The organism is Streptomyces sp. NPDC047043 (assembly GCF_040644055.1).
GTDB lineage: Bacteria > Actinomycetota > Actinomycetes > Streptomycetales > Streptomycetaceae > Streptomyces.
The window spans coordinates 261,843-276,591 of record NZ_JBEYVO010000002.1 but is presented as its reverse complement, the minus strand read 5'-3'; the positions used below and the strand labels follow the sequence as shown (position 1 = coordinate 276,591).

Below are 14,749 nucleotides of genomic sequence, written 5' to 3'. Positions count from 1 at the left end.
CGGGCGCTCTATCGGTGCGTTTCGAGGTGCCTGCGGTGCAGCCACTTCGGCAGCCCCGGCGCCTCCAGGAACCCCTCCGCGCGGGCCGACGCGATGCCGATGCGCGGCAGGTCCGCGCTCTTCTCGAAGAGCAGGAAGCGCGGCTCCCAGATGGGCCGGTACTTGGCGTTGGCGCGGTACAGCGACTCGATCTGCCACCAGCGCGAGAAGAAGCTGAGCAGCGAGCGCCACAGCCTCAGCACCGGCCCGGCACCAAGACGTGCGCCACGTTCAAAGACCGAACGGAACATGGCGAAGTTGAGTGACACCTGGGTGATCTTGATCTCTCCGGCGCGGCGCAGGAGTTCGATCACCATGAACTCCATCAGCCCGTTGTCGGAGTCGCGGTCGCGCCGCATGAGGTCGAGCGAGAGCCCGCCCGGCCCCCACGGCACGAAGGACAGCAGCGCCCTCAACTCGCCGTCGCCGTCGGTGCATTCGAGCATCACGCACTGCCCGTCCTCGGGGTCCCCGAGCCGCCCCAGCGCCATGCTGAACCCGCGCTCGGTCGCCCCGTCGCGCCAGTCGTCCGCCCGCTTCAGCAGATACACCATCTCGTCGGCCGGAATGTCCTCGTGCCGCCGGATGCGCACGCTGTACCCGGCCCGCTTCACCCGGTTGTAGGCCTGCCGCACGGTCCGCATGGCCCGCCCCTCGAGGGTGAACTCGGCGACCTCCACCAGGGCCTCGTCGCCCAGCTCCAGCGCGTCCAGACCGTGCCGCGCGTACACGGTCCCGGCCTCCTCGCCGGCCCCCATCACCGCCGGGATCCAGCCGTGGGCGCGCGCCTCGGCCAGCCACGGCTCGATCGCGCCCGGCCAGGCCTCCAGGTCGCCGATCGGATCACCGGAGGCCAGCGACACCCCGCCCACGACCCGGTACGCCACGGCCGCCTTCCCGGTCGGCGACCACACGACGCTCTTCTCCCGCCGCAGCGAGAAGTACCCCAGCGAGTCCCGCTCCCCGTGCCGCTCCAGCAGCGCCCGCAGCTGCTTCTCGTCGTCCTCGGTGAGCGGATCGACCGCGCGCCGGGAGCGGAAGGCCGCGTAGAAGACGGCGAGGACGAGGAGCGTGCTCAGCACGTTGATGGCGACGTTGACCCAGTTGGGCGCGTCGACACCGGGGAAGTGGGACTCGTCGACGGCGACCGAGACCAGGCGGAAGGTGCCGTAGCGCCAGCGCTCCGGGAACGTCGAACTCGCCGCGTCCGGCGCCTGGTTGGTGACCGTCACCAGCAGCGCGGCGAGCAGCGAGGCCACCAGCGTGCCGCCCACCGCGACGGCCGCGGCGAGCCTCGGGTTCGAGCGGTCGCCCTTGGCGTAGAACTCGCGCCGCCCGACCAGCAGAGCGGCGAGGAAGGCGGCGGTCAGGCCGAGGGAGATCCAGTTCTGGGCGTACTGCCGGATCTCCGCGAACGACATCGCGAAGGCGAACAGCGCGAGGAAGGGGCCCGCGAGGGCGAGATTCAGGATCCATGCGGCGCGCTTGCGGCGCCGCATGGTGATGGCGAGGAACGCCGTGAACACACCGGAGGCGAAGCCGGCCGTCAGCAAGTACGGCGTGAAGAAGTTCTCCTGGTTGTGCCGCCGCACGTCCTGCCCCAGGGAGACCCATACGGCGCTCAGGAAGTTGACGAAGGCGACGGCTCGCAGGTACCAGACGGCGAAGGCGGCGGCCCGCCGCGAGGCGGTGGTGGACGGACGGGCCGGCTCACCCGGCGGTGCCGGGGTGCGTACCTGCAAGGCGTCAATTCGGGCATCTCCCATGAGAGGGGATCATATGGGGGATGCCCTGGCCAACCACTCCATCTTTCGGCTGGGGTCGGTCGACTTCCGACCCTTCTCCGGCCTACTCGCTGTCTTCCTTTTCGTCTTCCTCTTCCTTCTCCGGTTCCTCCACGACCTGCGGCTTCTCGGGCAGTTCGGCGGCCAGCGCGGCCGCGGCCTGCACCAGCGGCAGCGCCAGCAGGGCGCCCGCGCCCTCGCCCACGGTCACCCCGTGCGAAAGCAGCGGCTCCAGGGCCATCCGGTCCAGGGCCTTCGCCTGTCCGGGCTCGCCGCTGTCGTGCGCGGCCAGCCACCAGTCCGGCGCCCGGAACGCGATCCGCTGGCCCACCAGCGCACACGCGGCCACCACGACCCCGTCCAGGATCACCGGCGTCTTGCGCACCGCGCTCTGCAGCAGGAAGCCCGTGATCGCGGCGACGTCCGCGCCGCCCACCGTCGCCAGCAGCTGCAGCTGGTCCCCGAGCACCGGCCGGGCCCGGCGCAGCGCGTCACGGATCGCCGCGCACTTGCGCATCCACGCCAGGTCGTCGATCGCGAGCCCGCCCCGGCCGGTGACGACCGACGCGTCGGTCCCGCACAGCGCGGCGATCAGTACGCCCGCCACCGTGGTCCCGCCGACGCTCACATCGCCGAGCACCACCAGATCCGTACCGGCGTCCGCCTCCTCGTCGGCCACCGCGACGCCCGCGAGGAACGCGGCCTCCGCCTCCTCGAGCGTCAGCGCGTCCTCGACGTCGATACGCCCGCTGCCGCGCCGCACCCGGTGCCGTACGACCTCGTCGGGCAGGGTCTCGGGGTCGCAGTCCAGGGACATGTCGACGATCCGCACCGGCACGCCCAGCCGCCGGGCGAGCACCGACACCGGACGGCCGCCCTCCAGGACCTCCCGCACCAGCCTGTCCGCGGTGCCCAAGGGCTGTGCGGAGACGCCCCGTTCGGCGATTCCGTGGTCACCGGCGAAGAGCACCACCCGCGGCCGTTCGATCGGCCGCACCGGCACGGCGGACTGCGCCGCGGACAGCCACTCACCCAGGTCGTCGAGGCGGCCCAGCGACCCGGGCGGCACGACCTGACGCTCCCGGCGCGCCTCGGCGTCGCGGCGCACCCCACCGTCGGGGCGCTCGATCAGATCGGTGAAGTCGTCGAGATTAAGCGAGCTCATTCGCCGAACAGTACCGGCACCGATCGAACAGGACAGCGCCACATGGTCACCACGCGCGCGTGACGTCGTTGCTCCCGAGATGGAGACGTCATATGTTCCGTTTTGCAGCGGATTGTTCTACGTCTCCGGGAGCCCCCATGGAACGCCTGCGCACCCGTGTCAGCGTCCTCGACCGACAACGACGCCACCGCTCGACGGCCCGCGCGATCCACCGGCTCCTGCCCGAACCGGAGAGCTGGCTGGACGTGGGCACCGGCGACGCTCACTTCCCGGAGACGGCGAAGGAGTTCTTCCCCTACACCTCCTTCGACGGCCTCGACCCCACCACGAGCGTGGCGTACGCCCGCCATGCCGAGCGCATCGAGGAGGCGTTCACGGGAAACGTGACGGACCCGCACATCACCACGATCCTGCGCGCCCGCTACGACGTCGTCTCACTGCTCCGCCACCGCTCGCCCGTCCCGGACACCGACAAGGAACTCCGCGCCGCCCTCACGGTCCTGCGCCCCGGCGGCCTCCTCCTCGTGGAGACCCCCTCATTTCAGTCCGACGAACTCCGCACCCGGCTCGAGTCCCACGACTGCACGCTCGTCGCGACGAGCCGTCACGTCCTGGGCCGGTTCCCGCAGACGTACCGCGTCATCGCACGCCGGATGCCGTCAGCCCCGTAGCACCATCGCCTGTCCCGCCACCACCAGCACCACCTGCTCGCACTCTCCGGCGAACGCCGTGTTCAGCCGCCCGAGTTCGTCGCGGTAGCGCCGCCCGGACGCCGTGGCGGGCACGATGCCCGACCCCACCTCATTGGATACGGCGACCACGGTCCGCCGGGTCGCCCGCACCGCCTCGGTCAGCTCCTGCACCCGCTCCCTGAGGGCCCGCTCCCCGCCGTCCGCCCACTCCGCGTCGTCCCACGCCCCGACGGAGTCCATCGCGTCCGTCAGCCACAGGGACAGACAGTCGACGAGCAGCGGCGGCCCCTCCGCCGCCAGCAGCGGCACCAGATCGCAGGTCTCCGCCGTACGCCACGACCCGGGCCGCCGATCCCGGTGCACGGCCACCCGCGAGGCCCACTCCACATCCCCGTTGCGCGAGCCGCCCGTCGCCACGTACAGCACGTCCGGGAAGGCCTCCAGCCGCCGCTCGGCCTCCACCGACTTCCCGGACCGCGCCCCGCCCAACACCAGCGTCCGGCGCGGCACATCGGGCACGTCCTCGTACACACCGACGGTCAGCGTCGCCCCGTCCGGCACGGCCCGCGCCCCCGCGGCGGCCAGCCGGCGCCGCAGCTCGGGCCCCGGCGGCACGTCATGGTCCAGATGGACGGCGACGACATCGGTGGTCGGCCCCACGGCCCCCACCGCCCGCAGCTTCGCCAGCGCGTCCGGCCGCCCCACGACATCGACGAGCACCATGTCGTAGGACTCCACAGAGCCGTTCTCCAGCCCGGCCGGCGCGCCCTTGGGCGGCAGATACAGCACCCGCTGCCCGTTCGGCCCGGTCACCGCGTACCCGGTGCCCGGCGAGTCCATCGACACCGCCCGCACCCGATGCCCCGTCAGCAGCGCCAACTCCCGCCCGTCCGGCACCCGCGCGGGCTGCGGCAGCCCCGCCGGCACCTCGACGGCCGGCCCGTCGTGCGGATGCGACAGCAGCACCTGCCGCACACCGCCGAGCGAATGCCCGGCCCGCGCGGCCGCGAACGCCGCGCCCGGCGTCAGATCGAGCAGCAGGGTCCCGTCCACAAGTACGGCGGTCGCCGCCCGCGCGTCCTCGCCCAGCGCAACCGCACAGGCCGCGCAGGGACAGTCGGGGCGGGGGAGTCCCGCGGGGGCACCGGTGCCGAGCAGAGTCACTTCCACGGAAGTGATTTTCGCGTCTCTGCGCAGGTGCTGCGCATCCGACTAGTCTTCACGCAGGAGCCGGACCAAGATCCGGCTTCTGTTTTGCAGGTGTTCGGACACGGGAGGCCTACATGGCGGCATGGACGTGGCGGTTCGAGAAGTCCGACGGGGCGGAGGTCCCGCCCGCGGTGCAGCCCGAGGAGTTCACCACGCAGGGTGACGCCGAGTCCTGGATCGGGGAGCACTGGAAGGCCCTGCAGGACGGCGGCGCCGACCAGGTACGGCTGTACGAGGACTCCACGGAGATCTACGGGCCGATGAGCCTGCACGCCGAGGAGGCGTAGCCCACAAGGAGGGGGCGGTGCGAGCCGCCCCCTGCTCACTGCTCGCCCAGCGTCACGTCGGCCTTCTTCTGACTGCCGTTCTGTGTGTACGTCACCGTCGTCCTGTCCCCCGGGCTGTCCGCGGCCAGTGCCTCGGACAGGGACGTGATCGTGGTGATGTCCGTGTTGCCCAGCTTGGTGATGACGTCCCCGGCCTGGATGCCGGCCTTGTCGGCCGCCCCGCCGCTCTTCACCGAGACCACGGCCACCCCGGCGGGCTGGAAGCTGTCGTCGACGACCGTACGGCCGGTGATGCCGAGCGCGGCCCGGCCCGAGTCGGTGACCTTGCCGTCCCTGACGATCTGGTCGGCGACCGTCTTCACCATCGACGAGGGGATCGCGAACCCGATGCCGGGCGCCGCGCTGCCCCCGAAGTTGGGGTCGGTGGCGGCGAGCGTCGGAATGCCGACGACCTGCCCGTCGAGGTTGACCAGGGCGCCGCCGCTGTTGCCGGGGTTGATGGCCGCCGACGTCTGCACCATGTTCCCGATGGTCGCCCCCGTACCGCCGTCCGAACTGCCCTCGGTGACGGTCCGCCCGGTCGCCGACACGATCCCCTGCGTCACGCTGGACGAGAGCCCGAGCGGCGAGCCCATCGCCAGCACGATCTGTCCCACCATGACCTTCGACGAGTCCGCGACGGCCGCCGCCTTCAGCCCGTTCGGAATCCTGTCCAGCTTGACGACCGCGAGGTCCTGCTCCGGGTACGAGAAGACGAGCTTGGCCGTGAACGTGTCCTCGCTGCCCGCCGTCGTCACCTTGAAGGTCTTCTCGTCGCCGACCACGTGCGCGTTGGTGACGATGTGCCCCTTGTCGTCGTACACGATCCCGGACCCCAGATCGTTGCTGGCCTGGATCTGGACGACCGACGGCAGAACGTCCTTGATCACTCTCTGGTAGGCGCTCTGCAGGTCGTTGCCCGACATCGGAACGGCGGCCTGCGCGGCCTGCGACGTCGACTTCTCCTTCGCCGAGGAGGGACCGGAGCCGGAGCAGCCCGTGACGAGCGCGAACGAACAGAAGAGCGCGGCGCCGGGCACCAGCAGCCGCAGCGCACGGATACGGGAAACGTCCATGCCCCGAGTCTGACTTCGGGCCGAATACCCGGCTTGCGGTGCGCACCCGAATGGGCTCAGGGCCTGTCTTTCGGATCAGTCCGGCGTCGCGGGGTCTGGCACGCACTCCCCCACTGCCTTAAGGGCGTGGGGACCGCCAGCGGCGTTGTCGTCGGTTGCCGACGCTCCGCGTCGACGCCCTCCTCCGCCTTGCAGCTGCACGCCCCAGACCCCGCTCGGGTCGGTGCGAGAGGCGCTGTCTCCCGGGGCCGACCTGATCGGCCGGACAGCACACCTAGCCGCGCACTCCGCACAGATGCAGCAGCGCCGCCACCGAGCGGTACGGATCCGTCCGTCCGGCCCGCTCCTCGGCCGCGAGGAGGGCCTCCACGTCGGCCGGGATCTCCGCGTCGTCGGCCGCCGTGTCCGTGAACACCCGCACCCCGTACCAGGCGTGCAGCGGCGCGCCGATCCCGGCGAGCGTCGCGGTCAGGGTCGCCAGCCGGTCGGCCCGGACGTCGAGGCCCAGCCGGTTGGTGTACGAGACGGTGTCGAAGGCGCCCAGCGCGCCGGCCCAGTCGCCGGACAGGCCCGGCCGCATCGCCAACGCGTCGGCGTTGCGCACCAGCAGCGACAGCAGCCCGCCGTGGGCGAGCATCCGGGCGAGCCCGGCCAGCAGGGGGTCCGGCTCCTCGACGTACATGAGTACGCCGTGGCAGAGCACGACGTCGAAGCTGCCGGGCAGGAAGTGCACCCCGGTGTCCCGTCCGTCGCCCTCGACGATCCGCACCCGCTCCCGGATGCCCTCGGGCTCACCGGACAGCGCCTCACGCGCCGCCGCGACCATCTTCGGATCCTGCTCGACACCGGTCACCTGATGCCCGGCCCGGGCCAGCCGCAGCGCCTGCGTGCCCTGGCCCATCCCGACGTCGAGCACCCGCAGCCGCTGCCCGACCGGGAACCGCGCCACGATCTGCTCGTCGAGCTGCCGCGCCACCAGTTCCTGCCGTACGACATCACGCAGACCGCCCAGCCTGCTCAGCCAGGCATCGGCCGCGCCCCCGGAGAAAGACGTCGTGCTCAGGGCCGCTCTCCGCGCTTGACCTGCGGCTTCGGCAGCCGGAGCCTACGCATCTGGAGGGAACGCATCAGGCCGTAGGCGACGGCACCCTTGCGGTTCTGGTCGGGGAAGCGCTCGGCGAGCCGCTTCCTCAGACGGAAGCCGGTGACGAACGCGTCGAGCACGATGAGCACGATCACGACGAGCCACAGCAGCAGCGCGATGTTCTGCAGCGAAGCCACCCGCACCACGCTGAGCACCAGGATGACCACGGCCATGGGCAGGAAGAACTCCGCCACGTTGAACCGCGAGTCGATGAAGTCACGCGTGAACTTGCGGACCGGGCCCTTGTCGCGGGCGGGGAGGTACCGCTCGTCACCGCCGGCCAGCGCCTGGCGCTGTCGCTCCAGCGCGGCACGACGATCCTCGCGCTGACGCTTGGAGGCGTCCTTGCGCGTCATCGACGTGTTGGCCACGCTGCGGCGCTGGGACTGGGCCTCACTGCGTTTCGGCGTGGGGCGGCCCTTCTTGGCCTCGGGGTGACGGGACTCGTTGGAGTCGGTCACCGGCACCTTGTCGGTGGGGACCTTCTCATCTTTGGAACGGCTACGGAACACAAAACCCAAGGGTACGGGGTGCCCGGGGTTGGACCCCAGCCCGGCGGGGAACGATCCGGCAACACCAGTCGTCATGTAAGGGACAGAGGGTGCGGTTTTCCCAGGGGGGCACCTACTCCCTACGCCGGAGCGGGGCCGGACGCAGTCGTCCTTGGGGATGAGCGCATCCGTCCCGGAACAGTGCGTCAATGGATGCAGGGCCCGTACTGTGGGTTCTGTCGCAGAGCTGGAGCTGGAAGTCCGTCAGAAGGGGGCGCGCGAAGCCCATGAGCGGTGTCATGAAGCGTATGGGGATGATCTTCCGCGCGAAGGCGAACAAGGCCCTTGACCGGGCCGAGGACCCGCGCGAGACCCTCGACTACTCGTACCAGAAGCAGCTGGAGCTGCTCCAGAAGGTGCGCCGCGGCGTCGCCGACGTGGCGACCTCCCGCAAGCGCCTGGAGCTCCAGCTCAACCAGCTGCAGTCGCAGTCCACGAAGCTGGAGGACCAGGGCCGCAAGGCGCTCGCGCTGGGCCGTGAGGACCTGGCCCGCGAGGCGCTCTCCCGCCGCGCCGCCCTCCAGCAGCAGGTGACGGACCTGGAGACGCAGCACGCGACGCTGCAGGGCGAGGAGGAGAAGCTCACCCTGGCGGCCCAGCGCCTGCAGGCCAAGGTCGACGCCTTCCGTACGAAGAAGGAGACCATCAAGGCCACCTACACCGCGGCCCAGGCCCAGACCCGCATCGGCGAGGCCTTCTCCGGCATCTCGGAGGAGATGGGCGACGTCGGCCTGGCGATCCAGCGCGCGGAGGACAAGACCGCACAGCTCCAGGCCCGGGCCGGCGCCATCGACGAACTGCTCGCCTCCGGCGCCCTGGACGACCAGTCCGGCATGCACAAGGACGACATCCAGGCCGAGCTGGACCGGCTCTCCGGTGGTACGGATGTAGAGCTGGAACTGCAGCGCATGAAGGCGGAGCTCGCCGGAGGATCGCCCCAGCAGGCGATCGAGGGCGGCACGGGCGAGTCGCAGTCCCAGCAGCAGCCGCAGGACACCCCGCGCTTCGACAAGCAGTAGGGGCCACGCCTAGGAGGCCGACATGGGCGACATGATCGTCAGGATCATGGGGGAGGGGCAGGTGAGGCTGGCGGACAGCCACCTCACCGAACTGAACAAACTGGACGACGAGCTCCTCCGGGAGATGCAGAACGGCGACGGCCCCGGCTTCCGCCGCACCCTGACGGCCCTCCTCTCCAAGGTCCGCGAACTGGGCACCCCGCTGCCGGACGACTCCCTCGAACCGTCGGAACTCATCCTCCCGTCGGCCGACGCGACCTTGGAGGAGGTCCGGGAGCTGCTCAGCGACGACGGGCTGATTCCCGGGTGACGGGGTCCGGGGGCTGCAGGCCCCCGGTCAACGGTGCGGCAAGGTACGGCTACCACCAGTTCCGGCTCGGTCGAGCGCCCCGTACTGTTCAAGCGTGAGCGGCACAATCGAGCGCACCAGATGTCGTCTGAAGGCGCACCCCCTCGCGCTGGACGCGACCCTGGCGGCCGGCGTCCTCGCCTGCATGGTGGCCGGCTCCTTCGTGGACCCGCACGGCAAGAACGGCGTCACCTGGGGCGTCCGCACCCCCGACGTCCTCGCCCTCGTGCTCATGGCCCTCGGCGCCCTGGCCCTGGTCTTCCGCCGCCGCGCCCCCAGGACGGTCCTCGCCCTCACCGGCACCGTCTCCCTCGTGGAGTGCATCGTCGGCGACCCCCGCGCCCCCGTCGCGATGTCCGCCGTCATCGCCCTCTACACCGTCGCCTCCACCACCGACCGCCCCACCACCTGGCGCCTCGGCCTGCTCACCATGACGGTCCTCACCGGCGCCTCCATGCTGTTCGGCCCGCTTCCCTGGTACGCCCAGGAGAACCTCGCCATCTTCGCCTGGACCGGCATCGGCGCGACCGCAGGGGATGCGGTACGAAGCCGCAGAGCCGTCGTCCAGGCCATCCGCGAACGCGCCGAGCGGGCCGAGCGCACCCGCGAGGAGGAGGCCCGCCGCCGGGTCGCCGAGGAGCGGCTGCGTATCGCCCGCGACCTGCACGACGTCGTCGCCCACCACATCGCCCTGGTCAACGTGCAGGCCGGAGTCGCCGCGCACGTCATGGACAAGCGCCCCGACCAGGCCAAGGAAGCCCTCGCCCACGTCCGCGAGGCCAGCCGCTCCGCGCTCAACGAACTCCGCGCCACCGTCGGCCTGTTGCGCCAGTCCGGCGACCCCGAGGCCCCCACCGAGCCCGCCCCCGGCCTCGACCGCCTCGACGAACTCGTCGGCACCTTCCGCAGCGCGGGCCAGCACGTCGAGGTCGCCCGCGCCGACCACGGCACCACCCTGCCCGCCGCCGTCGACCTCGCCGCCTACCGCGTCATCCAGGAAGCCCTCACCAACGTCCAGAAGCACGCCGGTACGGAGGCGAAGGCCGAGGTCAGCGTCGTCCGCGTCGGGCCGAACATCGAGGTCACGGTCCTCGACAACGGCACCGGCGAGGACACCGCCCCCGACGGCGAACCCGACAACGGCGGCGGCCACGGCCTGCTCGGCATGCGTGAGCGCGTCACCGCCCTGCGCGGCACCCTCACCACCGGCCCGCGCTACGGCGGCGGCTTCCGCGTCCATGCGATCCTGCCGGTCAAGACCCGCTCCCGGGCGGCGGAAGACGCCGTATGACCGACGTGCGGAACTTCTGCGCACCCCGCGGAAGTTGTCGTAGGACAACCGCCCCATGTGCAGCAAAGGACCCCGCATGACCATCCGCGTCCTGCTCGCCGACGACCAGGCCCTGCTCCGCAGCGCCTTCCGCGTGCTCGTCGACTCCGAGCCCGACATGGAGGTCGTCGGTGAGGCGTCCGACGGCGCGGAGGCGGTGCGGCTGGCCAAGGAGGAGCGGGCCGACGTCGTGCTGATGGACATCCGGATGCCGGGCACGGACGGCCTCGCGGCCACCCGGATGATCAGCACCGACCCCACCCTCGCGCATGTGCGGATCGTCATCCTGACCACCTTCGAGGTCGACGACTACGTGGTGCAGTCGCTGCGCGCGGGCGCCTCCGGCTTCCTCGGCAAGGGCAGCGAGCCGGACGAGCTGCTCGCCGCCATCCGCGTCGCGGCCGGCGGCGAGGCCCTGCTCTCCCCGACCGCCACCAAGGGCCTGATCGCCCGCTTCCTCGCCCAGGGCGGCGCGGGCGACGACGACCGCGACCCCGCCCGCACCGAACGGCTGGACGCCCTCACCGTCCGCGAGCGCGAGGTCCTCGTCCAGGTCGCCGGCGGCCACTCGAACGACGAGATCGCCGAGCGCCTGGAGGTCAGCCCCCTCACCGTGAAGACGCACGTCAACCGGGCCATGGCCAAGCTCGGCGCCCGCGACCGGGCCCAGCTCGTCGTGATCGCGTACGAGTCCGGGCTGGTACGTCCAAGGGTGGAGTGAGCTCAACCCGGCCGTACTGCGGCCGGAGTATGCGCCGTACAAGGAAATGGACCTGGGGGCTACGAAACAGCACTCACAGATGCCACAGGGTTTAGGAGCCACCACTTCTGCCGCTCCAGAAGAGAGATTCCTGACCCATGTCCTGGCTGTCCAAGTTCAGCCTCGCGCAACGGGCCCTGATCGGTCTGATGTCCATCATCGCCATCGCCTTCGGGGCGATAGCGATACCCCAGCTCAAGCAGCAACTGCTGCCCTCCATCGAACTGCCGGTCGTGTCCGTGCTCGCGCCCTACCAGGGCGCCTCCCCGGACGTGGTCGAGAAGCAGGTCGTCGAGCCCCTCGAGGACAACCTCGAAGCGGTCGACGGCATCAAGGGCGTCACCTCCACGGCCAGCGAGGGCAACGCCGTGATCATGGCGTCCTTCGACTACGGACCCGACACCAAGCAGCTCGTCGCCGACGTCCAGCAGGCCGTCAACCGGGCCCGCGTCCAGCTCCCGGACGACGTCGACCCGCAGGTCGTCGCCGGCTCCACCGACGACATCCCGACCGTCGTCCTCGCCGTCAGCTCCGACAAGGACCAGCAGGCCCTCGCCGACCAGCTCGACAAGACGGTCGTGCCGGACCTGAAGAACATCGGCGGCGTCGGCCAGGTCACCGTCGGCGGCGTGCGCGACCTGCAGGTCTCGGTCACGCCTGACGACAAGAAGCTGGCGGCCGCAGGCCTCACCACCCAGTCCCTGGCCCAGGCCCTGCAGGCGGGCGGCGCGACCGTCCCGGCCGGCTCCTTCGCCGAGGACGGCCAGAACCGCACCGTCCAGGTCGGCGGCGGCTTCACCTCGCTCGCCCAGATCCAGGACCTGATGGTCACGGGCGAGGGCAGTTCGGCGAAGAAGCCGGTCCGCCTGGGTGACGTGGCCACCGTCGAGCAGCAGCAGGCCACCGCCGACTCCATCACCCGCACCGACGGCAAGCCCTCCCTCGCCGTCCAGGTCACCATGGACCACGACGGCAGCGCGGTCGCCATCTCCGACGCGGTCAAGGACAAACTCCCCGACCTGCGGGGGGACTTGGGCTCCGCCACGAAGATCACGGTCGTCAGCGACCAGGGCCCGGCGGTCTCCAAGTCCATCAGCGGCCTGACGACGGAGGGCGGGCTCGGCCTGCTCTTCGCGGTCCTGGTCATCCTCGTCTTCCTCGCGTCGATCCGCTCGACGCTCGTCACCGCGGTGAGCATCCCGCTCTCGGTCGTCCTCGCCCTGATCGTGCTGTGGACGCGGGACCTCTCGCTCAACATGCTGACGCTCGGCGCGCTGACCATCGCCATCGGCCGGGTCGTCGACGACTCGATCGTGGTCCTGGAGAACATCAAGCGGCACCTCGGCTACGGCGAGGAGCGCCAGGAGGCCATCCTCAAGGCGGTCCGCGAGGTCGCCGGCGCGGTCACCTCCTCCACCCTCACCACGGTCGCCGTCTTCCTCCCGATCGGCCTGGTCGGCGGCATGGTGGGCCAGCTGTTCGGCCCGTTCAGCCTGACGGTGACGGCGGCCCTGCTGGCATCGCTGCTGGTCTCCCTGACGGTCGTACCGGTCCTGTCGTACTGGTTCCTGCGCGCCCCCAAGGGCACCCCGGACGACGCCGAGGAGGCCCGCCGCACGGCCGAGGAGAAGGAGGCGAGGAGCCGCCTCCAGCGCTTCTACGTCCCCGTCCTGCGCTTCGCGACCCGCCGCCGGCTGACCAGCGTGCTGCTCGCGGCCGTGATCCTGATCGGCACCTTCGCCATGGCACCCCTGCTGAAGACGAACTTCTTCGACCAGGGCGAGCAGGAAGTCCTCACCGTCAAGCAGGAGTTGAAGCCCGGCACCAGCCTGGCGGCCACCGACGAGCAGGCCAAGAAGGTCGAGCAGCTGCTCGCGGACACCAAGGGCGTCAAGGACTACCAGGTGACCGTCGGCTCGTCCGGCTTCCTGGCGGCCTTCGGCGGCGGCACGGACACCAACCAGGCCTCGTACCAGGTGATGCTGAAGGACGACGCGAAGTCCACGGACGTCACCGACTCCATCGAGGCGGGCCTGAAGAAGCTCTCCGGCATCGGTACGACCACGGTCTCGGCCGGTGACGGCTTCGGCAACCAGGACCTGAGCGTGGTCGTGAAGGCGGCCGACGCGGACGTCCTGAGCAAGGCCTCGGAGCAGGTGCGCACCGCGGTGGCGGGCCTGGACCACGTCACCGACGTGACGAGCGACCTGTCGCAGAGCGTGCCGCGCATCTCGGTCAAGGCCAACTCCAAGGCGGCCGCGGCCGGTTTCAACGACCAGACGCTCGGCGCCGCCGTCGCCCAGGCGGTCAAGGGCACCACCGCCGCCAAGGCGATCCTGGACGACACCGAGCGCGACGTCGTCATCAAGTCGGCGAAGCCGGCGGTGACTTCGGACCAGCTGAAGGACCTCCGGCTGGGCCCGGTGAAGCTGGGTGACATCGCCACGGTGAAGCTGGTCGACGGTCCGGTCTCCATGACCCGTATCGACGGCCAGCGCGCCGCCACCATCACCGCCAAGCCCACCGGCGACAACACGGGCGCGGTCAGCACCAAGCTCCAGTCGAAGATCAACGCCCTGAAGCTCCCGGCGGGTGCCACGGCCGAGATCGGCGGAGTCACCTCCGACCAGGACAGCGCCTTCAAGAACCTGGGCCTGGCGATGCTGGCGGCGATCGCGATCGTCTTCATGCTGCTGGTCGCGACCTTCCGCTCGCTGGCCCAGCCGCTGATCCTCCTGGTCTCGATCCCCTTCGCGGCGACGGGCGCGATCGGCCTGCTGGTCGCCACCGGCACTCCGATGGGCGTCCCCGCGATGATCGGCATGCTGATGCTGATCGGCATCGTGGTGACCAACGCGATCGTGCTGATCGACCTGATCAACCAGTACAGGAAGCAGGGTTACGGCGTCGTGGAGGCCGTGGTCGAGGGCGGCCGGCACCGTCTGCGCCCGATCCTCATGACGGCCCTGGCGACGATCTTCGCCCTGCTCCCGATGGCCCTGGGCGTCACGGGCGAGGGCGGCTTCATCGCCCAGCCGCTCGCGGTGGTCGTCATCGGCGGCCTGATCACGTCGACGCTGCTGACCCTCCTCCTCGTCCCGACGCTCTACGCGATGCTCGAACTCCGCAAGGAGCGCCGGGCGAAGAAGCGGGCGGCGAAGAAGGCGGCGAAAACCGGCACTCCGGTGCAGGAGCCGCAGCCCGCGGGCGTCTGACGGCCCGAGTCCCACGGCGGCCGGCTGCCGAACCCTCTGTGGTTCGGCACCCGGCCGCCGCCGTTTCGCGGTTATGTATCTTGTGCCTCG

At 70.9% G+C, this 14,749-nt stretch carries 13 protein-coding genes; 7 read left to right on the top strand and 6 right to left on the bottom strand.

Annotation, left to right across the window (positions count from 1 at the left end; translation table 11 throughout):
- Positions 1–8: 8 nt before the first annotated feature.
- Both ABZ880_RS04330 and cobT read right to left on the bottom strand, forming a co-directional pair.
- Positions 9–1,805, bottom strand: coding sequence for a phosphatidylglycerol lysyltransferase domain-containing protein (locus tag ABZ880_RS04330; protein ID WP_361256609.1), 1,797 nt, complete (start codon positions 1,803–1,805; stop codon positions 9–11).
- An 82-nt stretch (positions 1,806–1,887) separates the two neighbouring features.
- Entirely contained in the window at positions 1,888–2,988 is a 1,101-nt protein-coding gene (cobT, locus tag ABZ880_RS04325) for a nicotinate-nucleotide--dimethylbenzimidazole phosphoribosyltransferase (protein WP_361256606.1), read from the bottom strand.
- 137 nt (positions 2,989–3,125) lie between these two features.
- Here cobT and ABZ880_RS04320 point away from each other — a divergent pair, with 137 nt between their 5' ends.
- On the top strand, positions 3,126–3,659 hold the full coding sequence (locus ABZ880_RS04320) for a methyltransferase domain-containing protein (RefSeq protein ID WP_361256603.1): 534 nt from the start codon (positions 3,126–3,128) through the stop codon (positions 3,657–3,659).
- On the opposite strand, the gene ABZ880_RS04315 is transcribed toward ABZ880_RS04320, so the two are convergent.
- Entirely contained in the window at positions 3,648–4,850 is a 1,203-nt protein-coding gene (locus ABZ880_RS04315) for a bifunctional adenosylcobinamide kinase/adenosylcobinamide-phosphate guanylyltransferase (protein ID WP_361256600.1), read from the bottom strand. The genes ABZ880_RS04320 and ABZ880_RS04315 overlap by 12 nt on opposite strands.
- A 113-nt stretch (positions 4,851–4,963) precedes the next feature.
- Between ABZ880_RS04315 and ABZ880_RS04310 the strand changes: the two genes are divergently transcribed.
- Positions 4,964–5,176: a hypothetical protein gene (locus tag ABZ880_RS04310; protein WP_361256597.1), complete on the top strand. Its 213-nt coding sequence runs from the start codon at positions 4,964–4,966 to the stop codon at positions 5,174–5,176.
- A gap of 35 nt (positions 5,177–5,211) precedes the next feature.
- On the opposite strand, the gene ABZ880_RS04305 is transcribed toward ABZ880_RS04310, so the two are convergent.
- From ABZ880_RS04305 to ABZ880_RS04295, 3 genes are all read right to left on the bottom strand, one after another.
- A complete protein-coding gene (locus ABZ880_RS04305) occupies positions 5,212–6,291 on the bottom strand; it encodes a trypsin-like peptidase domain-containing protein (RefSeq protein ID WP_361256594.1) in 1,080 nt (359 codons plus the stop codon).
- Positions 6,292–6,565: 274 nt separating this feature from the next.
- The gene (locus ABZ880_RS04300; protein WP_361256591.1) at positions 6,566–7,267 is read right to left on the bottom strand and encodes a methyltransferase domain-containing protein; all 702 of its coding nucleotides are present in this window, start codon (positions 7,265–7,267) and stop codon (positions 6,566–6,568) included.
- Between the two features lie 83 nt (positions 7,268–7,350).
- Complete coding sequence (locus ABZ880_RS04295) at positions 7,351–8,022, bottom strand: DUF3043 domain-containing protein (protein WP_361256589.1); 672 nt, start codon at positions 8,020–8,022, stop codon at positions 7,351–7,353.
- Between the two features lie 203 nt (positions 8,023–8,225).
- Between ABZ880_RS04295 and ABZ880_RS04290 the strand changes: the two genes are divergently transcribed.
- From ABZ880_RS04290 to ABZ880_RS04270, 5 genes are all read left to right on the top strand, one after another.
- Entirely contained in the window at positions 8,226–9,005 is a 780-nt protein-coding gene (locus tag ABZ880_RS04290) for a PspA/IM30 family protein (RefSeq protein ID WP_361256585.1), read from the top strand.
- Positions 9,006–9,036: 31 nt separating this feature from the next.
- Positions 9,037–9,315, top strand: coding sequence for a hypothetical protein (locus ABZ880_RS04285; RefSeq protein WP_361257087.1), 279 nt, complete (start codon positions 9,037–9,039; stop codon positions 9,313–9,315).
- A 94-nt stretch (positions 9,316–9,409) separates the two neighbouring features.
- Complete coding sequence (locus tag ABZ880_RS04280) at positions 9,410–10,645, top strand: sensor histidine kinase (RefSeq protein WP_361256582.1); 1,236 nt, start codon at positions 9,410–9,412, stop codon at positions 10,643–10,645.
- A gap of 76 nt (positions 10,646–10,721) precedes the next feature.
- The gene (locus tag ABZ880_RS04275) at positions 10,722–11,405 is read left to right on the top strand and encodes a response regulator transcription factor (RefSeq protein WP_361256578.1); all 684 of its coding nucleotides are present in this window, start codon (positions 10,722–10,724) and stop codon (positions 11,403–11,405) included.
- 137 nt (positions 11,406–11,542) lie between these two features.
- Positions 11,543–14,659, top strand: a complete 3,117-nt coding sequence (locus ABZ880_RS04270) for an efflux RND transporter permease subunit (protein ID WP_361256575.1) — start codon at positions 11,543–11,545, stop codon at positions 14,657–14,659.
- Positions 14,660–14,749 lie beyond the last annotated feature (90 nt).